Source organism: Stenotrophomonas sp. 05N423 (genome assembly GCF_056397145.1).
The window spans coordinates 272,032-294,498 of sequence record NZ_JBFTMV010000001.1; the positions used below are offsets into that span (position 1 = coordinate 272,032).

19 protein-coding genes and 1 tRNA gene are annotated in these 22,467 nt (G+C 68.6%); 13 read left to right on the plus strand and 7 right to left on the minus strand.

Annotation, left to right across the window (positions count from 1 at the left end; all coding sequences use genetic code 11):
- Window positions 1-67 precede the first annotated feature (67 nt).
- From AC1DGW_RS01195 to AC1DGW_RS01205, 3 genes are all read left to right on the plus strand, one after another.
- A complete protein-coding gene (locus tag AC1DGW_RS01195; RefSeq protein ID WP_478018838.1) occupies window positions 68-673 on the plus strand; it encodes a GNAT family N-acetyltransferase in 606 nt (201 codons plus the stop codon).
- Window positions 670-1,569 carry a carbon-nitrogen hydrolase family protein gene (locus AC1DGW_RS01200; RefSeq protein WP_478018840.1) on the plus strand — a complete coding sequence of 300 codons (900 nt, stop codon included), beginning with the start codon at window positions 670-672 and terminating at the stop codon, window positions 1,567-1,569. Before AC1DGW_RS01195 ends, AC1DGW_RS01200 begins: the two co-directional genes overlap by 4 nt.
- Window positions 1,570-1,777: 208 nt before the next feature.
- Window positions 1,778-3,370, plus strand: a complete 1,593-nt coding sequence (locus tag AC1DGW_RS01205; RefSeq protein ID WP_478018841.1) for a M20/M25/M40 family metallo-hydrolase — start codon at window positions 1,778-1,780, stop codon at window positions 3,368-3,370.
- Between the two features lie 83 nt (window positions 3,371-3,453).
- Here AC1DGW_RS01205 and AC1DGW_RS01210 read toward each other — a convergent pair whose 3' ends face one another.
- The 3 genes from AC1DGW_RS01210 to uvrA are packed head-to-tail and all read right to left on the minus strand — an operon-like array spanning window position 3,454 to window position 7,228.
- A complete protein-coding gene (locus AC1DGW_RS01210) occupies window positions 3,454-3,840 on the minus strand; it encodes a hypothetical protein (RefSeq protein ID WP_478018842.1) in 387 nt (128 codons plus the stop codon).
- 20 nt (window positions 3,841-3,860) lie between these two features.
- The gene (locus AC1DGW_RS01215; RefSeq protein WP_478018843.1) at window positions 3,861-4,268 is read right to left on the minus strand and encodes an acyl-CoA thioesterase; all 408 of its coding nucleotides are present in this window, start codon (window positions 4,266-4,268) and stop codon (window positions 3,861-3,863) included.
- Window positions 4,268-7,228, minus strand: coding sequence for an excinuclease ABC subunit UvrA (gene uvrA / locus AC1DGW_RS01220; RefSeq protein ID WP_478018844.1), 2,961 nt, complete (start codon window positions 7,226-7,228; stop codon window positions 4,268-4,270). The genes AC1DGW_RS01215 and uvrA overlap by 1 nt, the downstream gene beginning before the upstream one ends.
- Before the next feature lie 352 nt (window positions 7,229-7,580).
- Here uvrA and rplU point away from each other — a divergent pair, with 352 nt between their 5' ends.
- From rplU to obgE, 4 genes are all read left to right on the plus strand, one after another.
- A complete protein-coding gene (gene rplU / locus AC1DGW_RS01225; RefSeq protein ID WP_478018845.1) occupies window positions 7,581-7,889 on the plus strand; it encodes a 50S ribosomal protein L21 in 309 nt (102 codons plus the stop codon).
- An 18-nt stretch (window positions 7,890-7,907) separates the two neighbouring features.
- Window positions 7,908-8,168 carry a 50S ribosomal protein L27 gene (gene rpmA / locus AC1DGW_RS01230; RefSeq protein ID WP_055768195.1) on the plus strand — a complete coding sequence of 87 codons (261 nt, stop codon included), beginning with the start codon at window positions 7,908-7,910 and terminating at the stop codon, window positions 8,166-8,168.
- 119 nt (window positions 8,169-8,287) lie between these two features.
- Entirely contained in the window at window positions 8,288-9,085 is a 798-nt protein-coding gene (locus AC1DGW_RS01235; RefSeq protein WP_478018847.1) for a hypothetical protein, read from the plus strand.
- Window positions 9,072-10,127, plus strand: a complete 1,056-nt coding sequence (gene obgE, locus AC1DGW_RS01240) for a GTPase ObgE (RefSeq protein WP_478018848.1) — start codon at window positions 9,072-9,074, stop codon at window positions 10,125-10,127. Before AC1DGW_RS01235 ends, obgE begins: the two co-directional genes overlap by 14 nt.
- A 291-nt stretch (window positions 10,128-10,418) precedes the next feature.
- On the opposite strand, the gene rpsT is transcribed toward obgE, so the two are convergent.
- A complete protein-coding gene (gene rpsT / locus AC1DGW_RS01245) occupies window positions 10,419-10,688 on the minus strand; it encodes a 30S ribosomal protein S20 (RefSeq protein ID WP_005408560.1) in 270 nt (89 codons plus the stop codon).
- Between the two features lie 115 nt (window positions 10,689-10,803).
- Between rpsT and murJ the strand changes: the two genes are divergently transcribed.
- The 6 genes from murJ to AC1DGW_RS01275 all read left to right on the plus strand — a co-directional run bounded on the left by murJ (window position 10,804) and on the right by AC1DGW_RS01275 (window position 17,973).
- On the plus strand, window positions 10,804-12,396 hold the full coding sequence (gene murJ, locus AC1DGW_RS01250; protein ID WP_478019592.1) for a murein biosynthesis integral membrane protein MurJ: 1,593 nt from the start codon (window positions 10,804-10,806) through the stop codon (window positions 12,394-12,396).
- An 82-nt stretch (window positions 12,397-12,478) separates the two neighbouring features.
- A complete protein-coding gene (locus AC1DGW_RS01255; protein WP_478018850.1) occupies window positions 12,479-13,441 on the plus strand; it encodes a bifunctional riboflavin kinase/FAD synthetase in 963 nt (320 codons plus the stop codon).
- The gene (ileS, locus tag AC1DGW_RS01260) at window positions 13,438-16,269 is read left to right on the plus strand and encodes an isoleucine--tRNA ligase (protein ID WP_478018851.1); all 2,832 of its coding nucleotides are present in this window, start codon (window positions 13,438-13,440) and stop codon (window positions 16,267-16,269) included. The genes AC1DGW_RS01255 and ileS overlap by 4 nt, the downstream gene beginning before the upstream one ends.
- An 83-nt stretch (window positions 16,270-16,352) precedes the next feature.
- Window positions 16,353-16,859 carry a signal peptidase II gene (lspA, locus tag AC1DGW_RS01265; protein WP_478018852.1) on the plus strand — a complete coding sequence of 169 codons (507 nt, stop codon included), beginning with the start codon at window positions 16,353-16,355 and terminating at the stop codon, window positions 16,857-16,859.
- Window positions 16,860-16,910: 51 nt separating this feature from the next.
- Complete coding sequence (gene ispH / locus AC1DGW_RS01270; RefSeq protein WP_478018853.1) at window positions 16,911-17,861, plus strand: 4-hydroxy-3-methylbut-2-enyl diphosphate reductase; 951 nt, start codon at window positions 16,911-16,913, stop codon at window positions 17,859-17,861.
- A 36-nt stretch (window positions 17,862-17,897) separates the two neighbouring features.
- A tRNA-Thr gene (locus AC1DGW_RS01275) sits at window positions 17,898-17,973 on the plus strand.
- Window positions 17,974-18,111: 138 nt separating this feature from the next.
- Here AC1DGW_RS01275 and AC1DGW_RS01280 read toward each other — a convergent pair.
- Genes AC1DGW_RS01280 through AC1DGW_RS01290 form a run of 3 tightly spaced genes read right to left on the minus strand, consistent with a single transcriptional unit; the run spans window position 18,112 to window position 22,351 of the window.
- Window positions 18,112-20,871: a TonB-dependent receptor domain-containing protein gene (locus tag AC1DGW_RS01280; RefSeq protein WP_478018854.1), complete on the minus strand. Its 2,760-nt coding sequence runs from the start codon at window positions 20,869-20,871 to the stop codon at window positions 18,112-18,114.
- 8 nt (window positions 20,872-20,879) lie between these two features.
- Entirely contained in the window at window positions 20,880-21,854 is a 975-nt protein-coding gene (locus tag AC1DGW_RS01285; RefSeq protein WP_478019594.1) for a FecR family protein, read from the minus strand.
- The gene (locus tag AC1DGW_RS01290; RefSeq protein WP_478019596.1) at window positions 21,854-22,351 is read right to left on the minus strand and encodes an RNA polymerase sigma factor; all 498 of its coding nucleotides are present in this window, start codon (window positions 22,349-22,351) and stop codon (window positions 21,854-21,856) included. Before AC1DGW_RS01290 ends, AC1DGW_RS01285 begins: the two co-directional genes overlap by 1 nt.
- Between the last annotated feature and the right edge of the window lie 116 nt (window positions 22,352-22,467).

Consider the following 22,467-nt stretch of genomic DNA (forward strand, 5'->3'; position numbering starts at 1 on the left):
CGCCGGCGATTTCGCCGGCGGCCGATGCATGTCGTGGTGGCGGGAACGGCGGCGCTAGAATTCCTTCATGGAATCCTCTCCCGCCGTCGCCGCCCTGCGCGGCCCCGAACTGCTGCCGGTACTGGACGACGTGGCGCGCCTGCGCATCCGGGTATTCAACGACTGGCCGTATCTGTACCAGGGCAGCCTGGATTACGAGCGCGACTATCTTGCCGCCTATGCGGCCGCGCCGGATGCGGTGTGCGTGGTGGCGCGTGCCGGCGGCGAGGTTGTCGGCGCTTCGACCGGCCTGCCGCTGCTGGATGACGGGCCGGCGTTCCGGCAGCCGTTCGAGGCAACCGGCATCGACCCGGCGCAGGTGTTCTATTTCGGCGAATCGGTGCTGCTGCCGGAATGGCGGGGGCGCGGCGTCGGCCATGCCTTCTTCGATGCGCGCGAGGCGCATGCGCGCGCGCTCGGACGTTTCGCGATGACGGCGTTCTGCGCCGTGGACCGCGAAATCGACGACCCGCGCCGGCCTGCCGGCCACCGCGACAACGACGTGTTCTGGCACAGGCGCGGCTATGCGCGACGGCCGGGCATGACCCTGCACCTGCGCTGGGAAGAAGTCGGCCGCGGCGAGGTGTCGCATCCGCTTACGTTCTGGACCCGCGCCCTGGAGCCTGCCGCATGAAGATCGCCGTCGCCCGTTACGAGATCGGCGCCCCCGTGGATTTCGATGCCTTCGCTCGGCGTCAGCGGCAGGAACTGGCCGAGGCCGCGGCGGCCGGCGCGCGTATCGCGGTGCTGCCGGAATACCTGTCGCTGGAGCTGGCGGCGACCTTCGCCCCGCACATCCAGCGCGACCTGCCGGCCTCGCTGGCGGCCATCCAGCGCTACCGGCAGCCGTGGCTCGATCTGTTCGCCGCTCTCGCCCGCGAACTGGACATGCATGTCGTTGCCGGCAGCTTCCTGCTCGACACCGGTGGGGGCCGCTATCGCAATCGCTGTGACTGGCTGACGCCGCAGGGCGCGCACTTGTGGCAGGACAAGCTGCAGCTCACCGGCTTCGAGAAGGCCACCGGGCTGATCGACGGCGGCGATGCATTGAAGGTGTTCGAGGTCGACGGCATCCGCACCGGCGTGGCGGTCTGCTACGACATCGAGTTTCCGCTGCCGGTGCGCGCGCAGTACGAAGCCGGCGCGCGGCTGCTGGTGGTGCCCAGCTGCACCGACACCGATGCCGGCGCCACCCGCGTACGGGTGGGTTGCCTGGCGCGGGCGCTGGAGAACCGCATGTTCGTGGCGCAGGCGGTGACGGCGGGCGTGGCCGGATGGAGCCCGGCGCTGGACGTCAACACCGGCGAGGCGACGGTGTATGCGCCGATGGACCGTGGCTTTCCGTACGATGGCGTGCTGGCGCGGACCGGCGCCGGCCGGCGCTGGGCGGTCGCCGGACTGGATTTCGCCGCGTTCGAGGCCAGCCGCGAGCAGGCGCAGGTGGCCAACGACCGTGACTGGCCGGGCCAATGGCAGCCTGCGCTGCAGCGTGCGGTGCTGGTCCCGGCCGGCGGTGAACCAACGCCGTAGGAGCGCAGGTCGTAGGAGCGCACTTCAGTGCGCGAAGGGGCTTCACCGGGAAGGCCCTTTCGCGCACTGAAGTGCGCTCCTGCAGCGTGTGTTCCTGCCGGAAACCGGGCCGCGTTCACCGCATCCATGACCATTGGCCGGCTCGGCCACCCCCGGCGCTGGCTAGACTCGGGCCTTTGTCATGAGTGGCCACAGGCCGGGGGAAGTGATGATCAAGCGGTGCTTGCTGGTATTGGGTATGGGGCTGGCGTTCGCGGGCGGCGCGGGCGCGGCCGAGCAGGTGGACCTGGACATGGTGGGCAAGATCCGCCAGGAGGCCTTCCATCGTTCGCAGGTGATGGATACGTTCTCCTACCTCACCGAAAGCATCGGCCCGCGCCTGACCAATTCGCCGGCCATGGGCCAGGCCAACGCCTGGACCCGGCAGAAGTTCGGCGAATGGGGCCTGGTCAACGCGCATGACGAAGCCTTCGACGGCTTCGGCCGCGGCTGGGAATTCGAATCGGCCAGCGTGGAAATGCTGGAGCCGCGCCTGACCCAGTTGTACGCGCTGCCCAAGGCGTGGACGCCGGGCACCCACGGCACCGTGGAAGGCGAGGTGGTCAAGGTCGAGATCAAGAAGCTGGCCGACCTGGAGAAGTACAAGGGCAAGCTGCGCGGCAAGATCCTGTTGCTGGGCGACGCGCGCGAATACAAGCGCGGCACCGAGGCCGATTCGCACCGCCACGACGCCACTTCGCTGGAAGGGCTGCAGGAATTCACCATTCCCAAGTCCGCCGACAAGGAGCGGGCAAAGCGGCTCAAGGAGTTCGCCGAGCGCCAGGAACTGGTGCGCGCCACCAACGCCTTCTTCGCCGAGGAGGGCGCGCTGGCGGCGATCAGCATCAGCGGCTGGGACAACGGCATCATCCGCGTCGGCGGCGGCGGTTCGCGCAAGGCCGGCGAGCCGGTGGGCATCCCCGAGCTGGCGATGATCGCCGAACACTACAACCAGCTGGCGCGCGCGCTGGAGCGCAAGCAGCCGGTGAAGCTGCGGGTCAACGTCGATGCGCGTTTCACCGACGAGACCGACCAGCCGGGCCACAACACGGTCGCCGAGATCCGCGGCAGCAGCAAGGCCGATGAGATCGTGATGCTGGGCGCGCACATGGACTCCTGGCACACCGGCACGGGTGCGGCCGACAACGCCGCCGGCGTGGCGGTGATGATGGAGGCCATGCGCATCCTCAAGGCGGTGGGCGCCAAGCCCAAGCGCACCATCCGCGTGGCGCTGTGGAGCGGCGAGGAGCAGGGGTTGATCGGCTCGCAGGCCTATGTGGCCCAGCACTTCGCGCACTATCCGGAGCCCGCCGACCCGGCGCAGAAGGCGCTGCCGGCCTCGCTGCGCGAGCCGACCGGCCCGCTGCAGAAACTGCGCGACTACGAGAAGTTCTCCGTGTACTTCAACATGGACAACGGCTCGGGCCGTTTCCGCGGCATCTACGCGCAGGAGAACATCGCCGCGATGCCGATCTTCGAGGCCTGGCTGAAGCCGTTCAACGATGTCGGCGCCACCAGCGTGGTCAGCCGCAACACCGGCAGCACCGACCACATCAGCTTCGACCGCGTCGGCCTGCCGGGCTTCCAGTTCATCCAGGACCGTCTGGACTATTTCAGCAACGTCCACCACAGCAACCTGGACACCTGGGACCATGCCGAACCGGAAGACCTGAAGCAGGCCGCGGCGATCGTCGCCTCGTTCGTCTACAACGCGGCCATGCGCGAGGAGAAGATGCCGCGCAAGCCGCTGCTGGAAGACTGAAGCCACGTTCCCGCGCCAGAAACGACAAGGGGCCGCATCGCGGCCCCTTCGTCTTCATGGATTGCCCGAACGCCGCCGCCCGGTCAGGCGGTGCTCCGCGCGGTGCGGTGGTATCCGGCGAGCTTGAACGCGAGCACGGTGCCGAGATGGCCGCTGCCGGTCAGCAGCAGGTTCCAGAGGACGCGGCCGAGCGGACGGGTCGTGCCGTGGGCGACGGCGTCGACCACGGCAATGGCAGTGGGGTGGAGCACACGCCGCACGAAGAGCGCGGCGAACGGGGCGATCCGTTCCCGGTAGACATCGAGCAGCTGCAGGCCCGCCAGACCCAGCAGCAGTTCCAGACCGAGCGCGTCGAGCAACGGGACCAGCAGGCGCAGTTCCGGGTGGCTGACGAACGCCAGGATCAGCAGCCAGGTGAGAGCCTGGAAGACGCGCTTCCAGAATTTCCGGTTCCTGAAGATCGCATGCATGGCAGGCCTGCGCCGTCGGATCAGGTGGACGCGGCGCGCACCGCGTCCGGCAGCGGCGCGCTTTTGCCGGTCTGCGTGTCCATCCACACCACCACCACGTTGCCGTCGGAGTAGAGCTTGTCGGGGTCTTTCTGGTCGACGATGCGGTGGCCGATGGTCACGCTGCTGTTGCCCAGGCGCTCGACGAACAGCTCGACGATGATGTCGTGGGGCCACTCGATAGGCAGGCGGTAGTTGATGTTGGTGTTGGCCACCACCGGCGCGATGCGGTCGGTCATCGACACGCCTTCCACGCCCAGCATCCAGCGCACGCGCGCCTCTTCCAGGTAGGACACGTACTTGGCGTTGTTGACGTGGCCCATGGCGTCCATGTCGCGCCAGCGCACGCTGATCGGCACGCGGGCCAGTTGCCTGTGTTCGGCGCTCATCACGACACCTTCTTCCTGTTGGCCGGGGCGGCCTTCTTTGCGGCGGCTTTCTTCACGGGCTTTTCCTTGCGCGGCGGGCGGGCGTCGGGCTTGTTGGCCACGGCGGCCGGCTGCTCCGGGCGCGCGCTGGTGGAGGGCAGCATCTTGGCCAGGAACTGGCCGGTGTACGACGCCGGATGCGCCGCCACGTCCTCCGGCGTGCCGGTGACGAGGATGGTGCCGCCGCGATGACCGCCTTCCGGGCCGAGATCGACGATCCAGTCGGCGGTCTTGATGACGTCCAGGTTGTGCTCGATCACCACCACCGTGTTGCCCTCGTCGCGCAGCTTGTGCAGCACGCCCAGCAGGGCCTCGATGTCGTGGAAATGCAGACCGGTGGTCGGCTCGTCGAGGATGTAGAGCGTGCGCCCGGTGTCGCGGCGCGACAGCTCCTTGGACAGCTTCACGCGCTGCGCCTCGCCGCCGGACAGCGTGGTCGCGCTCTGGCCCAGCTTGATGTAGCTCAGGCCCACGTCGACCAGGGTTTCCAGCTTGCGGGCGATGGCCGGCACCGGCTCGAACAGCTTCAGCGCATCCTCGACGGTCATCTCCAGCACGTCGTTGATGCTGTAGCCCTTGTACAGGATCTCCAGCGTCTCGCGGTTGTAGCGCTTGCCGTGGCAGACGTCGCAGGGCACATACACGTCCGGCAGGAAATGCATCTCGACCTTGATCAGGCCGTCGCCCTGGCAGGCCTCGCAGCGGCCGCCGCGCACGTTGAAGCTGAAGCGCCCCGGCGCATAGCCGCGCGCGCGCGCTTCCGGCACCTGCGCGTACAGCTCGCGCAGGGGCGTGAACAGGCCGGTATAGGTGGCCGGGTTCGAGCGCGGGGTGCGGCCGATCGGCGACTGGTCGATGTCCACCACCTTGTCGAACAGGTCCAGGCCTTCGACTTCCCGGTAGGGCGCGATCGGGTGCGAGGCGCCGTTGATCTCGTTGGCGGCCAGCGAGAACAGGGTGTCGTTGATCAGCGTGGACTTGCCCGAGCCGGACACGCCGGTGATGCAGGTCAGCAGGCCGGCCGGGACGTCCAGGTCCACGCCCTTGAGGTTGTTGCCGCTGGCGCCGCGCAGGTGCAGCGTCATCTTCGGGTTCGGCTTGTGGCGGCGCGCCGGGATCTCGATGGCGCGCTTGCCCGACAGGTACTGGCCGGTCAGCGAGCGCGGCGCCTCCAGGATGTCCTGCAGGGTGCCCTGGCCGACGATCTCGCCGCCATGCACGCCCGCGCCGGGGCCGATGTCCAGCACGTAGTCGGCCAGGCGGATCGCGTCCTCGTCATGCTCGACCACGATCACCGTATTGCCGAGGTCGCGCAGGCGGGTGAGGGTGCCTAGCAGGCGCTCGTTGTCGCGCTGGTGCAGGCCGATGGACGGCTCGTCGAGCACATACATCACCCCGACCAGGCCGGCGCCGATCTGCGAGGCCAGGCGGATGCGCTGCGCCTCGCCGCCGGACAGGGTGTCGGCCTTGCGCTCGAGGGTGAGGTAGTCCAGGCCGACATCGACCAGGAAGCCGAGCCGCTCGCTGATTTCCTTGACGATCTTGGCGGCGATCTCGCCGCGCCAGCCCGGCAGGCTCAATTCGCCGAAGAAGCGCTTGGCCTCGTCGATCGGCAGCACCGCCAGTTCCGGCAGCGGCCGGTCGGCGACGAACACGTTGCGCGCGGCCTTGTTCAGGCGCGCGCCGTTGCACTGGGGGCAGGGCCGTTCGCTGATGAACTTGGCCAGCTCCTCGCGCACCGCCGGCGATTCGGTCTCGCGGTAGCGGCGTTCGAGGTTGGGGATGATGCCCTCGAAGCGATGCTTGCGCTGGCTGCGTCCGCCGTTCTCGGTGAAATAGGTGAAGGTGATCTGTTCCTCGCCGCTGCCGTACAGCACGGCCTGGCGCACGTCTTCCGGCAGCGACTGCCAGGGGGCGTCCACATCGAACCTGTAGTGCTTGGCCAGCGAGGCGATCAGCTGGAAGTAGTAGGCGTTGCGGCGGTCCCAGCCGCGCACTGCGCCGGCGGCCAGCGACAGCTCCGGGTGCACGACCACGCGGCTCGGGTCGAAGAATTCGGCCATGCCCAGGCCGTCGCAGCCCGGGCAGGCGCCAACCGGCGAATTGAACGAGAACAGGCGTGGCTCCAGTTCCGGCAGCGCGTAGTCGCAGACCGGGCAGGAGTACTTGGACGAGAACAGCTGCGGCGCGGCCTGGGCGTCGTCCAGCGATTGCACGGTGGCCATGCCGTCGCCCAGCTTGAGCGCCGTCTCGAAGCTCTCGGTAAGCCGCTGCTTGATGTCCTCGCGTGGGCGGAAGCGGTCGATCACCGCCTCGATGGTGTGCTTCTGGCGCAGCGCCAGCGGCGGTACCGCGTCGATCTCGTGCAGCTCACCATCCACGCGCACGCGCACGAAGCCCTGCGCGCGCAGCTGGTCGAACACCTGCACGTGCTCGCCCTTGCGCTCGCGGATCACCGGCGCCAGCAGCATCCAGCGCTGCTCGCCATCCAGTGCCAGCACCTGGTCGACCATCTGGCTGACGGTCTGTGCTTCCAGCGGGTAGCCATGGTCGGGGCAGCGCGGGCTGCCGACGCGGGCGTAGAGCAGACGCAGGTAGTCGTAGATCTCGGTGATGGTGCCCACGGTCGAGCGCGGGTTGTGGCTGGTCGATTTCTGCTCGATCGAGATCGCCGGCGACAGGCCCTCGATGTGGTCCAGGTCCGGCTTCTCCATCACGCTCAGGAACTGGCGCGCGTAGGCCGACAGCGATTCGACGTAGCGGCGCTGGCCTTCGGCATAGATGGTGTCGAACGCCAGCGAGGACTTGCCCGAGCCGGACAGCCCGGTGATCACGATCAGCTTGTCGCGCGGCAGGTCGAGGTCGATGTTCTTGAGGTTGTGCGTCCGCGCGCCGCGGATGCGGATGAAATCCATCGCCATGGGAGGTCCGTTCTTGGCCACGGCCGGGGGAACCGGACGCGGAGGGGGCAGGGGATGCAGCTGACGGCAGTCGATCAGCCTAGCGAGCTTGCGATTTGGGGGCAATTGCCGGAATTGCCAGCGCGCACGCCGGTCCCCGGCCGCGGTGCAGGCCATTGTTCATGTCGCACATCCGTGTGCGCCACCCTTCGTGCGGCTTCGCCGTGAAAAACGGCCGTCCTGCCGTTTTTTCAGGCACGGTTTCCAGGCCCGGGGGTGACTTGACCGGAGGAGCTGCATGCCGGTAAAATCCCGCTTCTGTCCGCCCTCGATGGTGGGCAGATCCCAAGAATAACTACAGAAGAGACATCCCATGTATGCAGTCCTGGTAACTGGCGGCAAGCAGTACCGCGTCGCGCAGGGTGAAACCCTCCGCGTCGAGAAGCTCGAAGCCGAAGCCGGCAGCGAGATCAAGTTCGACACCGTCCTGATGCTCGGCGACGCCGACGGCATCAAGATCGGCGAAGCCCTGAAGGGCGCTTCGGTGACCGCCAAGGTCGTGGCCCACGGCCGCGCCGACAAGGTGAAGATCATCAAGTTCCGCCGGCGCAAGCACCACATGAAGCGCCAGGGCCATCGCCAGTACTACACCGAAATCGAAATCACCGGCATCGCCGGCTAATCCCAAGGAGAATCCGTCATGGCACATAAAAAGGGCGTAGGCTCCTCGCGCAACGGCCGCGATTCCAACCCGAAGTACCTGGGCGTCAAGATCTTCGGTGGCCAGGCCATCGAAGCCGGCAACATCATCGTGCGTCAGCGCGGCACCCAGTTCCACCCGGGCGCCGGCGTCGGCCTGGGCCGTGACCACACGCTGTTCGCGCTGGTCGACGGCAAGGTCGAGTTCTCGGTGAAGGGCGCCAACAAGCGTCGTACCGTCAGCGTCGTCGCGGAAGTCTGATCTCCCGCACGCGCAGGTGCCCGGGCCACGGCATGGGCGCCGCCGACGAAAGCCCCGCTTCGGCGGGGCTTCTCGTTTCCAGGTGATCCGCGGGGTTCGCGCACGGGCAGGAGGCAGGGATGATGATCCGTTGTTGGGCTGTGGCCCTGCTGCTGGCCTGTGCGGGGTGCGCGGCCGACGTACCCAGTGATCGTGCCACCCTGACGGTGGCCGGGCCGCTGGCATCGTTGCAGGCCGATACCCTGGCGCTTCCGCCAGGCTCGCCGCAGTTGCCTGCCCTGTTGGCCGACCCGGAGGACTGGCAGCCGGCACCTGGCGCCGAAGGTGTCGAGCGCAGCAGCGCCCGTGGCGACTTCGATGCCGATGGCTGGTTGCGCAGCACGGTCTTCAGTTGGGATGGCAGTCGCGGCTGGCAGGTGCACATGGCCTATGGCGAGGGCGGGCGTCCGCCGCCGGCCACAGTGCGGATATGGTTGCAGGCGCCGCAAGGCAGTGGGCAGCCGGACTGGCCGATGGGCGAGGGTACGGTCCGCTATGCTGGCGCTACGCGCACCCTGAGTTATAAAGGCCGGCGCCCAGGTGTCGAGGGTCGCGAAGACTTTGAAAGAAGCTTGACCCTTGGTCCGTCCAACTGGGTCGAGCTGGAAGAATCAACCAGCGTCGCGCCGGATGGCGCCGCCGTCCGCAAGCGCCGCCGGGTCATGGCGCGCGATGCGCAGGGGCGCCCGGTGGACGACGCGGAATTGCTGGATGGTGCGGAATACCGCGTCTCCAATCAGTATTTCCTGCCCGATGGGCAGGGCAACCCCCGCCGCATCGTGCGCCTGTACCGCGCCGCCGGCGCTGCGCAGGATGCGCCGGTGCTGCGGGCCGAAGTGATTTTGAGAACCTTGCGATACCAAGATGAAACTCGTTGATGAAGCCGAAATCTCTGTAATCGCCGGCAATGGCGGCAATGGCTGCGTCGGCTTCCGCCGCGAGAAGTTCATTCCGCTCGGCGGTCCCGACGGCGGCGATGGCGGCGATGGTGGCAGCGTCTGGCTGCGTGCCGACGAAAACCTGAACACCCTGGTCGACTTCCGCCATGAGCGCATCTTCAAGGCGCAGCGCGGTGAGAACGGCATGGGCCGGCAGGCCTATGGCAAGGGTGGTGAGGATCTGACCATCACCGTGCCGGTCGGCACCGTGGTCATCAATGTCGACACCGACGAGGTGATCGGCGACCTGACCCGCCATGGCGACCGCCTGCTGGTGGCCAAGGGCGGCAAGGGCGGCCTGGGCAACATGCACTTCAAGAGCTCCACCAACCGCGCGCCGCGGCAGGCGCTGCCGGGCGAGGAGGGCGAGGAGCGCCTGCTCAAGCTGGAGCTGAAGCTGCTGGCCGACGTCGGCCTGCTGGGTTTTCCCAATGCCGGCAAGAGCACCCTGATCCGCGCCGTTTCGGCGGCGACGCCGAAGGTGGCCGACTATCCGTTCACCACCCTGTACCCGAACCTGGGCGTGGTGAAGGTGGAGAACTACCGCAGCTTCGTGATCGCCGACATCCCCGGCCTGATCGAGGGCGCGGCCGATGGTGCCGGCTTGGGTGCGCAGTTCCTGCGCCACCTGCAGCGCACCCGCCTGCTGCTGCACCTGGTCGATATCTCGCCGATGGAGGGGGGCGTGGAAGGCGTCTCCCCGATCGAGCAGGTGCGCGCCATCGAGCGCGAGCTGGGCAAGCACGACCCGGAACTGCTGGAGAAACCGCGCTGGCTGGTACTGAACAAGGCCGACCTGATGTTCGAGGACGAGGCGCGGGCCGCGGCCGAGCAGGTGGTCCAGGAGCTCGGCTGGACGGGGCCGTGGTACCTGGTCTCGGCGCTGGGTCGCGAGGGTACCTGGCCGATCATGAAGGACATCATGGCCTTCTTCGACCAGCAGAAGCTGCTTGAGGCCGAGGAGCGCGAGGCGCAGGGCTGAGTCGCTTCCGCCCGGAGTGCAGGAAAACCCGGCTGAGGCCGGGTTTTTCCGTTCCGGGGTATGCATGAATGCGGGGCTGCCCCGCATCGGGGCATTGCCGGAAGGTTGCCGTGCGTGGCGGGCCTTGCATCCGCGGGATTTCCCGCCCAATAAAAAACCGCCTGCAGCGGTTTTCTTGACATGCCTGTCGATGGCCTGAAGGGTGGCCGCCACGGACAACGGACACAAAAAACCCGGCGCGCGGCCGGGTTTTTCGGGTCGGAAGCCTGTGGCTGCCGATGATCGCCCGGATCAGGCAGCCTTGAGGGCCTTGATGCGGTCGTTCAGGCGGCTCTTGTGACGGGCTGCCTTGTTCTTGTGGATCAGGCCACGCGCGCTGAAGCGATCCAGGATCGGCTGGGCAACGGCGAAGGCGGCTTCGGCGCCGGCGGCATCGTTGGCGTCCAGCGCCTTGATCACTTTCTTGACAGCGGTGCGCAGCATCGAGCGCTGAGCCACGTTGCGCGCGTTGCGCACGACGGTCTGCTTGGCGCGCTTCTTGGCGGACTTGATATTGGCCACGGTGGTGGTTTCCTGAAAATCGGTATGGTGGGAACAGCAAGCACGCAAGTATGATGGTTGAACGAATGAACGTCAAGTCAAGTTGTCAAGGGGGCCGTGGGTGAGTTCACCGCGCATGTTGCGGGGGCTGCTGTCGTTCAGCAGCATGACGATGGTCTCGCGGGTGCTGGGGCTGGTGCGGGACCAGGCGATTTCCATCACGTTCGGCGCCAACGCCACGACCGATGCGTTCTGGGTGGCGTTCCGCGTCCCCAATTTCCTGCGCCGCCTGTTCGCCGAGGGCTCCTTCGCCACGGCTTTCGTGCCGGTGTTCACCGAAGTGAAGGAGACCCGGCCGCATGCCGACCTGCGCGAACTGATGGCGCGGGTATCGGGCACGCTGGGCGGGGTGCTGCTGGTGCTGACCGCGCTGGGCCTGGTCTTCACCCCGCAGATCGCCTGGCTGTTCGCCGACGCCGATGCGGCAGACCCGGTCAAGTATGGCCTGCTGGTGGACCTGCTGCGGCTGACCTTCCCGTTCCTGCTGTTCGTTTCGCTGACCGCGCTGGCGGGCGGGGCGCTGAACAGCTTCCAGCGTTTCGCGATGCCGGCGCTGACGCCGGTGATCCTCAACCTGTGCATGATCGCCGGCGCGCTGTGGCTGGCGCCGCGGCTGGAGGTGCCGATCCTGGCCTTGGGCTGGGCGGTGCTGGCCGCCGGCGTGCTGCAGCTGCTGTTCCAGCTGCCGTCGCTGAGGGGCATCAACCTGCTGACCCTGCCGCGCTGGGGCTGGAACCATCCCGACGTGCGCCGGGTGCTGACCCTGATGGTGCCGACCCTGTTCGGCTCGTCGGTGGCGCAGATCAACCTGATGCTGGATACGGTGATCGCGGCCCGGCTCAGCAACGGCTCGCAGTCCTGGCTGTCGCTGGCCGACCGCTTCCTGGAGCTGCCGCTGGGGGTGTTCGGCGTGGCGCTGGGCACGGTGATCCTGCCCGCGCTGGCCCGCCACCACGTCAAGACCGATGGCGAGGGTTTCTCCAATGCGCTGGACTGGGGGTTGCGCATGACCCTGCTGATCGCGGTACCGGCCATGCTCGGCCTGCTGCTGCTGGCCCAGCCGCTGATCGCGACCCTGTTCCAGTACCGGGAATTCACTCCCTTCGACACGCGGATGACCGCCCTGTCGGTCTACGGCCTGAGCTTCGGCCTGCCGGCGTTCGCCCTGCTGAAAGTGGTGCTGCCGGCTTTCTATTCGCGACAGGACACGAAGACGCCGGTACGCGCGGGTGTGGCGGCACTGGTCGCCAACATGGTGTTCAACTTCGCCCTGCTGGCGGCGCTGTACCAGGTGATGGTGCCGGAGGCGCTGAAGGCGCAGGGCGTGATGGCGGCGCTGGCGGCGCAGCCGGGCCTGCATCTGGCGCTGGGCATCGCCAGCGCGCTGTCCAGTTATCTGAACCTCGGGCTGCTCTGGTACTGGCTGGGCAAGACCGGGGTCTACCAGCGTCGTCCGGGGTGGGGCGGCTATGTCCTGCGGCTGGTGCTGGCCTGCGCGGCCATGACGGTGGTGCTGCTGGCGCTGCTGCACTGGCTGCCGGGCTTCACCGGCATGGACAAATGGCAGCGCATCGGTTGCCTGGCCCTGCTGGTCGGCGGCGGCGGGCTGACCTATCTGCTGGCGATGCTGGCCATGGGCTTCCGCCCGCGCGACCTGCGCGGGCAGTGAGGCGGGCATGCCCGTGCCGCCGCTATACTTCCCTGCTACACATGACGAAGCACCGGCCTGCGAGGGCCGGATCCGGGTTTGAATGAGCAGGCTGTTTAGAGACGTCGAAGGCGGGGTGCTGTTCCCGCAGGGAAGCGTGGTCTGCATCGGTGCCTTCGATGGCCTGCACAGGGGTCACCGGGCGCTGGTGCAGCACGCGTTCGAGCGCGCGCGCGCGCTGGGCGTGCCGGCGGTGGCGCTGGCGTTCGAGCCGTTGCCGCGCGAGTTCTTTTCCCGGGACAACCCGCCGCCGCGGCTGATGCTGGCCCGCGACAAGGTGGCCACGCTGCGTGGGCTCGGCATCGACAGCGTCGGCCTGCTGCGCTTCGACGCGAAGATGGCGGCCATCACCGCGGAGGACTTCGTACGCGACATGCTGGTGCGTCGGCTGGGCGCGCGCGAGGTGTGGATCGGCCCGAAGTTCCACTTCGGCAACCGCCGCGGTGGCGACCTGGCCCTGCTGCAGGCCATGGGCGCCGAACTGGGCTTCGCCGCCGGCGAGATCGCGCCGGTGCATCTGAACGGCGAACGCATTTCCAGTACCCGCATCCGCGAGCTGCTGGTGGCCGGCGAATTCGCCCATGCCGCCGACCTGCTGGGCCGTCCGTATGCGATCGGCGGCAGGGTGGTGCGCGGGCAGCAGCTCGGGCGCACGCTGGGCTTCCCGACCGCCAACTTGCGTTTTCCGCGGACGCCCGCACTTTCAGGTATCTACGCTACCTGGGTACATGGCGTCTTCGGCGATTCTGGCAGGAGCGGGCCTTGGCCGTCGGTATCGAGCTTCGGCACGCGCCCGACCGTGCAGGGCGTGGAACCGCTGCTGGAAGCCCACCTGTTCGATTTCCACGGCGACCTGTACGGGCGCCATATCGAAGTCGAATTCGTCGCCAAGCTGCGCGACGAGGAAAAGTTCGACGACCTGCCGGCGCTGACCGGGCAGATGCACCGCGACGCGCAACAAGCCCGTCATATCCTCAACGAACAACGACTGCGAGCCACCGCGTGAGCCAGGACTACAAAGCCACCCTCCACCTGCCGGCGACGGAATTCCCGATGCGCGGCGACCTGCCCAAGCGCGAGCCGGGCATCCTGGCGCGTTGGGAAGAGCAGGGCATCTACGCGCAGCTTCGCGACAATGCCAAGGGCCGGCCGCTGTTCGTGCTGCACGACGGCCCGCCGTACGCCAACGGCCAGATCCACCTGGGCCACGCGGTCAACAAGATCCTCAAGGACATCATCGTCAAGTCGCGCTACCTCGACGGCTTCGATGCGCCCTACGTGCCGGGCTGGGACTGCCACGGCCTGCCGATCGAGATCGCGGTCGAAAAGAAGTGGGGCAAGGTCGGCACCAAGCTCGATGCCGAGCAGTTCCGCCAGAAGTGCCGCGAATACGCCGAGGAGCAGATCAACCTGCAGCGCGCCGACTTCAAGCGCCTGGGCGTGATCGGCGACTGGGACAACCCGTACAAGACGCTGAGCTTCGATTTCGAGGCCAACGAGATCCGCGCGCTGGCCAAGATCGTCGCCAACGGTCACCTGGTGCGCGGCGCCAAGCCGGTGCACTGGTGCTTCGACTGCGGCTCGGCGCTGGCCGAAGCCGAGATCGAGTACCAGGACAAGACCTCGCCGGCCATCGACGTGGCCTATGCCGCGCGCGACTCGAAGCAGCTTGCCGCCAGTTTCGGTGTCGCGCTGCCCGATGGCGTGGAAGTCGCCGTGCCGATCTGGACCACCACGCCGTGGACGCTGCCGGCCTCGCTGGCGGTGTCGCTGGGCGCGGACATCGACTACGCGCTGGTCGAAGGCCCGGCCCATGGCGGCAAGCCGCGTTGGCTGGTGCTGGCCTCGGCGCTGGCCGAGCGCGCGCTGGCGCGTTACGGCGTGGCCGAGGTGGTCGTGCACGGCCATGCCAAGGGTTCGGCGCTGGAGAACCAGCTGCTGGCGCATCCGTTCTACGCCGAGCGCGACCTGCCGCTGCTCAATGGCGAGCATGTCTCCGATACCGACGGTACCGGTGCGGTGCATACCGCGCCCGGCCACGGCCAGGAGGACTTCGCGGTCAGCCAGCAGTACGGGGTGATGGATCGCTACAACGCCGGCCAGATCAATCCGGTCGATGGCCGCGGCGTGTACCTGCCTTCGACGCCGCCGGCCGGCGACGTGGAACTGGCCGGCCTGCACCTGTGGAAGGCGCAGCCGCTGATCGTCGAGGTGCTGCGCGGCAATGGCACGCTGCTGGCCTTCGCCGAAATCCAGCACAGCTATCCGCACTGCTGGCGCCACAAGACGCCGGTGGTGTTCCGCGCCACCCCGCAATGGTTCATCTCGATGGACAAGGCCGGCCTGCGCGCCGATGCCATGGCTGCCATCGACAACGTCGGCTGGTTCCCGGCCTGGGGCAAGGCGCGCATCGCGAGCATGGTCGATGGCCGCCCGGACTGGTGCATCAGCCGCCAGCGCACCTGGGGCGTGCCGATCGCGCTGTTCACCCACCGCGAGACGGGCGAACCGCATCCGCGTACCGTCGAGCTGATGCAGCAGGTGGCCGACCGTGTGCAGGAAGGCGGCATCGACGTGTGGTACTCGCTGGACCCGGCCGAACTGCTGGGCGATGAAGCCGCGCAGTACGAGAAGGTCACCGACATCCTCGACGTCTGGTTCGATTCCGGCGTCACCCATGAAGGCGTGCTGCTGGCGCGCGGCTTCGGCAAGCCGGCCGACCTGTATCTGGAAGGTTCGGACCAGCACCGCGGCTGGTTCCAGTCCTCGCTGCTGACCGGCGTGGCCATCGACAAGCACGCCCCGTACAAGCAGTGCCTGACCCACGGCTTCACCGTGGACGAGCACGGCCGCAAGATGTCCAAGTCGCTGGGCAACGGCATCGAGCCGCAGGAAATCATGCGCACTCTCGGCGCGGACATCCTGCGCCTGTGGATCGCCTCGGCCGACTACAGCAATGAGATGTCGCTGTCGCAGGAGATCCTCAAGCGCAACGCCGACGCCTACCGTCGCCTGCGCAACACCGCACGCTTCCTGCTCGGCAACCTGGATGGCTTCGATCCGGCCCGGCACCTGCGCCCGCTGGAGGACATGGTCGCGCTGGACCGCTGGATCGTGCACCGCGCGTTCGAGCTGCAGGAGAAGATCAAGGCCGCCTACGCCAGCTACAACATGGCCGAGATCGTGCAGCTGCTGCTGAACTTCTGCAGCGTCGACCTGGGTTCGCTGTACCTGGACGTGACCAAGGACCGCCTGTACACGATGCCGGCCGATTCGCGTGGCCGCCGTTCGGCGCAGAGCGCGATGTATCGCATCGCCGAGGCGTTCGTGCGCTGGGTCGCGCCGATCCTGACCTTCACCGCCGACGAACTGTGGGGTTATCTGCCGGGTGAGCGTGCCGACAACGTGCTGTTCGCCACTTGGTACGACGGCCTGGCGCCGCTGCCGGCCGACGCGGAGCTGTCGGCCGCCGACTTCGAGCAACTGCTGGCCCTGCGCGAGCAGGTGGCCAAGGTGCTGGAGCCGATGCGCGCCAATGGCGCCATCGGCGCCGCGCTGGAAGCGGAGATCACGGTGGCCGCGAACGCGGAGCAGGCGGCGCATTGGCAGCCGCTGGCCGATGAGCTGCGTTTCCTGTTCATCAGCGGCGACGTGAGCGTGCGCCCGGCGACCACCGACGAGGTGTTCGTCAGCGCGCAGCCCACCGGCAAGGCCAAGTGCGTGCGCTGCTGGCACTACCGCGCCGACGTCGGCAGCAATGCCGGCCATCCGGAACTGTGCGGCCGCTGCGTCAGCAACATCGAAGGCCCAGGCGAGGACCGCCGCTGGTTCTGAGCCGGCGGCGGTTGTCCTTCCATACACGGGACCGGCGCCAACATGCCGCGTCCCATCGTCCGCAACCCACAAGCCTCCGACACATGCAGACAAACGCGGTCAAACCCAATGCCCTGATCTGGCTGCTGCTCTCGGCCGCGGTGATCGGCCTGGACCAGTGGAGCAAGGCCTGGGTGCTGGCCAGCCTGCCCGAATTCACGCCGGTGCCGGTGATCGACGGCTTCTGGAACTGGTACCGCACCTACAACACCGGTGCGGCGTTCAGCTTCCTCAGCGATGCCGGCGGCTGGCAGCTGTGGTTCTTCACCGCGCTGGCGGTGGCCATCAGCGGGCTGATGGCGTTCTGGCTGTCACGCACCGCGCGCGGCAACTGGCGCAGCGCGCTGCCGTATGCGCTGGTGATCGGCGGCGCCATCGGCAACGTCATCGACCGGCAGCTCCATGGCCATGTCGTCGATTTCATCCAGTGGTATGTCGGTGACCATTACTGGCCGTCGTTCAACGTGGCCGATTCGGCGATCGTGGCCGGCGCCATCGGCATCGCCCTGTCGGGCCTGTTCGATGGCAAGGCCCGCAGGAAAGCCGGATGATCCACTCCCGTTCCCCCCGAACCGGCGCTGCCGGCCGGAGCTGTTGACCTGATGGACGTACTGCTCGCCAATCCCCGTGGTTTCTGCGCCGGCGTCGACCGTGCCATCGAGATCGTCAAGCGCGCGATCGAAACGCTGGGCGCGCCGATCTACGTGCGTCACGAGGTCGTGCACAACCGTTTCGTGGTGGACGACCTGAAGCAGCGCGGCGCGATCTTCGTCGAGGAGCTGGACGAAGTGCCCGACGGCAACACCGTGATCTTCAGCGCCCACGGCGTCTCCCAGGCGGTGCGCGACGAGGCCGGGCGGCGCGGGCTCAAGGTATTCGACGCGACCTGCCCGCTGGTGACCAAGGTGCATTTCGAGGTCGCGCGCCACTGCCGCGCCGGCCGCGACGTGGTGCTGATCGGCCACGAGGGCCACCCGGAAGTCGAAGGCACGATGGGGCAGTGGCGCAACGAAGCCGGTGCCGGCGCCATCTACCTGGTCGAGGACGAGGACGATGTCGCCGCGCTGGTGGTCGGCCAGCCGGAGAACCTGGCCTACACCACCCAGACCACGCTGTCGGTGGACGACACGCGCAGCGTGATCGCCGCGCTGCGGACGAAGTTCCCCGCCATCCAGGGCCCGAAGAACGACGACATCTGCTACGCCACGCAGAACCGCCAGGACGCGGTGCGCGAACTGGCGCAGCAGTGCGATCTGGTGCTGGTGGTCGGTTCGCCGAACAGCTCCAACTCCAACCGCCTGGCCGAACTGGCCCGCCGCGAGGGCGTGGAGTCGTACCTGATCGACGGCGCGCACGAGATCGACCCGCAATGGGTGGCTGGCAAGCGTCGCGTGGGCCTGACCGCGGGCGCTTCCGCGCCGCAGGTGCTGGTCGATGGCGTGATCGAGCGCCTGCGCGAACTCGGCGCCGGCGGCATCGCCGAACTGGCGGGCGAACCGGAGTCGATGGTGTTCGCGCTGCCCAAGGAACTGCGCCTGCGGCTGGTCGATTGACCGCGTGGGCGGCGAACCTCTAGAATTCGCGGCTCCGCCGGAATAGCTCAGTTGGTAGAGCGGCGCATTCGTAATGCGTAGGTCGTAGGTTCGATTCCTATTTCCGGCACCAGTATCGAAGAAAGGCCAGACGTCCGCGTCTGGCCTTTTCTTTTGCCGCCGCCATCCGTGACGGCAACCCTCCGGGCCATCGACAAGCGATGTCAAAAACCGCTCCCGGCGGCTTTTGCCCCGGATGCGGCCGCCTGCGTCAGTGGAACTGCAGGGTGAGCTGGAAATAGCGGCCCAGCGGATCGTCCAGGCTCGTGGACAGGCCGCCATTGCCGGGCAGGTAGTTCACCGGCTTGGTATCCAGCAGGTTGAGGATGTCCAGCGCCGCGCTCATCCGTGCGCCGATCCGGTGGTCGAGGTGCAGGTTCCAGCGCAGCTGCGCCGGATTGCTGCACTGGTCGTTGCCGCGTTGCGCGGAAGGGCAGGCGGCGCCCGCCGGCCAGGCGCGGGTACTGCCGGCGTAGCGCGCATGCAGCGCGCTTCCCCAGCGCGCTCCCTGCCATTGCAGCGACGCGGTGGCCGCCGTGCCCGGCGTGGCGTGGCCGCGCAGGTCGATCCAGCGGCCGCTGGCGCGTTCCCGGCGGCGCAGCGCCTGCTGGTGGATGGCGTCGAGCGAGAATCGCCATTGGCCGGCGGGTACGGCGCGCAGGTAGTCGCCGTGCAGTACCCAGTTGCGCGATACCGTCCGGCCGATGTTGTCGAAGTACAGTTGCAGCGACTGCAGCCGGCCGTTTCCGTCCAGCAGCCAGGTGTCGGCGTTCCAGCCGGCATCGGTCGGGCGCAGGGCCAGGATCTCGTTGCGCAGCTCGACGCGGTTGTGGGTAAGCGAGAAGGTGAGGTCGGGGCGTGGATTCCAGAGCGCGCCCAGGCTCTGGTTGCGCGATGTCTCGGCTTTCACGCCGGGGTTCTCGATGACCTGCACGTCGACCACGCAGGCGGCGTCCGTCGGGTGCGCGCACGGCGGCATGTCCGGCGACCAGGCCACCGCTTCGGCGCCGAAATAGCCGGGCGGACGCCGGCGCTCGAACAGGCTGGGGGCGCGGTAGCCGCGGCCGCCGGACAGCAGCAGCGACCAGGAGGGGGATGGATTCCAGCGCAGGCCGGCGCGGGGCGAGAACGAAAGCTCGCCGGCGTCGTGGTCCAGGCGGGCGGCCAGGTCCAGGCGCAGCGGTTCGGCCAGCGGCAGGCCCAGTTCGACATAGCCGGCGTTGCTCTGGCTGGAAAGACGGCGGCGGTCGGTGGGCAGGCCCAGCGCCAGTTCGCCGTCTTCGAGCAGGCGGTCGGGGCGCGAGGTCCAGGTTTCATGCCGCAGGTCGATGCCGCCGGCCAGTTGCGCCGTGCCGCCGGCAAGCTGGCCGAGGTCGTGGCGCAGGCCCCACCACGCCAGCCACTGGTCGGTGCGGCCGCGGTTGCGGGTGCCGGGGAACAACTGCCCGCGCAGGGACGGATCCAGCGGCGTGAATCCCGGGAAATAGCCGTTCGCCACGGCCTCGAACAATAGGGAGGTACGTACGGCGCCTTCGGTCGACAGTGTGGTTTCGCTGCGTTGCCGGCTCAGCCCTGCATCCCAGCCCCTGTCGCCCTCGTCGCGGCCGAGGCCGGCGGCCATGTCCAGCTCAAGACTGCGGATCGCGGGCCGCACGATGCCGCCTTCCTGGAACACATGGTTGATCAGGTCGCCGCCGACCAAGCGCAGGGCCGCCGCGGTCGGGCCCAGTTCGTAGCGCTGGCGGGCGTGGCTGGCGCGCAGTTCGGCGTAGGCATGCAGGCCGTTGCCCGCGTCGTGCCGCCAATGCGTGTACAGGGCGGCGGTGGACGAAGCCGGTTGCAGGGAGCGCGGGCGCGAGCTGTCGTACCAGCAGCCGTTGTCCTCGCGCATGCCGGACGGACACAGGAAGGCCGGCAGGTAATGGCCGTCGCGGGTCAGCAGGCCGATCGGATAGCGCTGCCGCTCGCGGTGCCAGTCGCGGCGATCGCCAGCGACGTGATCGGCCCGCTGCAGGTCGATGCCGAGGAACCAGTCATCGCCTTCGCCGCCATGGCCGGTGGCGGCCTGCGCCCGGTACTGGGCGCCATCGCCCTGGTTGCTGATGCCGGTCTGCAGCATGGCCTCCGGTCCGTCGGCGTGGTCGCGCAGCACGATGTTGACCACGCCGGCCATGGCATCGGCGCCGTAGATGGCCGAGGCGCCACCGCGGACGAGTTCGATGCGTTCGACGAAGCTCAGCGGGATGCCGCCCAGGTCGGTGAGCGCGCCCTGCTGCAGCGACACCATGGGATAGCGCGGCAGGCGCCGGCCATTGACCAGGAACAGGGTGGCGCGCGGTCCCATCCCGTCCAGGCTGGTGGCCGCGGCGGCGCCGCCGGGCAGATAGGGGGAATCGCCGTCGCGCGAGGCATCCACCGGTGGCCGCCCGTTCATGCCGGGCAGGTGGCGCAGCAGGTCGAACAGCGAGCCATAGCCACTGCGCCGGATGTCCTCGCGCTCGATGACGTCCACCATCATGGTGGTCTGCAGCGAGGTGCGGGGCAGGCGGCTGCCGGTGACATGCACCGGGGCGAGCTCGACCTCCGGTGCCGTCGCCGGTTCCGGCGCGCGCGCAGGCGGGGCGCCGGCGGTGGCCGGTGCACGCTTCGGCGCTTCGACACGCCGTACCGTGAATATTCCTGCCGGTGAGCCCGCAAGCCTCACCGGCAGCCCCTGCAGCAGTTGTTCCAGCGCGGCCCGGGGCGGCAGCGTGCCGCTGAGTCCGGCGCTCTCCAGTCCAGCCAGTTCGCGGGCGTCGAACAGCAGCGGGGTGTCGCCTTGCCGCGACCATTCGCGCAGGGCCTGCACCAGCGGTCCGCGCGCTACCTGGTAGTGCACCGTGCCGCCCGCATCGGCGGCCATGGCCGGTATCGCCACCATCAACGCCAGGCACAGCGCGCTGCGGCGCAGACGGCGGATCAACGCATCCATCGCGGCATTCAGCGCGTGCCGCGCAGTTCGAGCGCACCATCGGCCCGCGCATGGGCGGTGACCGACCAGCCCAGTTCCAGCGCGGACAGCAGCGCGGCCTGGTCGCCGACGGCGAACGTGCCGCTCACGGCCAAAGGCGCCAGCGCCGGATCACCGATGACCAGCGGCGTGGGGGTGTAGCGGTTCATCCGCGCGATCGCGACCGGCAGCGGCGTGGCGTCGAACAGCAGCCGGCCCTGCAGCCAGGCCTCGGCCTGCGGCTGCGACAGCGGCTGCGCCGGCTCGATCCGGCCCGACGGCAGCACCCGCAGTTGATACCCCGGCTGCAAGGGCCGATGCATGCCCTGCGCGCCGCGGCTGTCGATCTCCAGCGCACCGTCGAGCAGTGCGATGTCGATCCGTCCGTCATCCAGCCGCTCGACCTGGAAGGTGGTGCCGATGTCGCGCAGCGTGCTGTTGCCTGCCTCCACCCGCATCGCCCGCCGCGACGGCGCCACCTGCAACTGCATGCGGCCCTGCTGCAGCTCGATGCTGCGCCTGCGCCAGCCGAACCGCGCGGTCAGGGTGGTGCGGGCATCGAGTACGGCGACGCTGCCGTCGTCGAGTACCTGGCGTTGGGGAGCGAAGCCGCTGTTCACGTAGGTATGCGGAGCGGGATTGCCATCGGTGGCGAGCACCCAGGTGGTTCCCACCGCCAGGCAGAGCGCCGCGGCGGCGGCCAGCCCGAACAGCGGCCGCCGGTACAACGGGCGCCGCACCACGTGGCGCGCGCCGGCGCGCAGCCACGGGTCATCACGCAGCGCTGCCGCGCGCGCGTGCAGCCGCTCGGCGTCGGCCCAGGCGCGTACGCGGGCCGGGTCGGCGGCGAGCCAGTCCTCGAAGGCCTCGCGCTCGGCGCGGGTGCAGTCGGCGGCGTCCAGCCGTGCCACCCAGGCGGCGGCCCGTGCGAACAGCGCGTCGCGGGTCGGTGCATCGTGCTCCATCATTCCTCCCCGCCCATGCCGAAGGCGTCCGCGCCCAGCTCCTGGCGCAGCCCCTGCAGGGCGCGCGCGACATGCTTTTCCACGGTCTTTGCGGTGATGCCGCGATGCCGGGCGATCTGGCTGTAGCTCATGCCGGTGATGCGGTTGAGCAGATAGACCTCGCGGCAGCGCTCGGGCAGTTTCAGCAGCGCCTGGCGCAGGGCGTTGAGCATCTGTCCGGATTCGGCCTGGCGCAGCGGCCCGGGCGTGGAGAAGGGCGCCTCGCCCGGCAGGTCGTGCTCGGCCAGCGGCAGGTGTGGTGCGGCGTGCGGTGAGCGGCCTCGGTCGGCCAGGCGGTTGCGCGCGATCCGGTACAGCAGCAGCTTCAGTTCCTCGTGCGGGTGTTCCCGGTAGCGGATCAGACGTTCCATGCAGTCCTGCACGATGTCCTCGGCGTCCTCCTCGCTGGCGCCGCGCGCGCGCAGGAAGGCGCGCAGCGGATCGCGCTGTTCGCGCAGGAACAGGACGAAGGCATCGCCGATGGAAGCGGGCGTCGCGCGATCAGCCGGGAAGGGGGAAGCGGACAGTCGGGGAGTCCGGGTGTGAAGGGTGCAGGAGAGTGTACGCAGCAAGG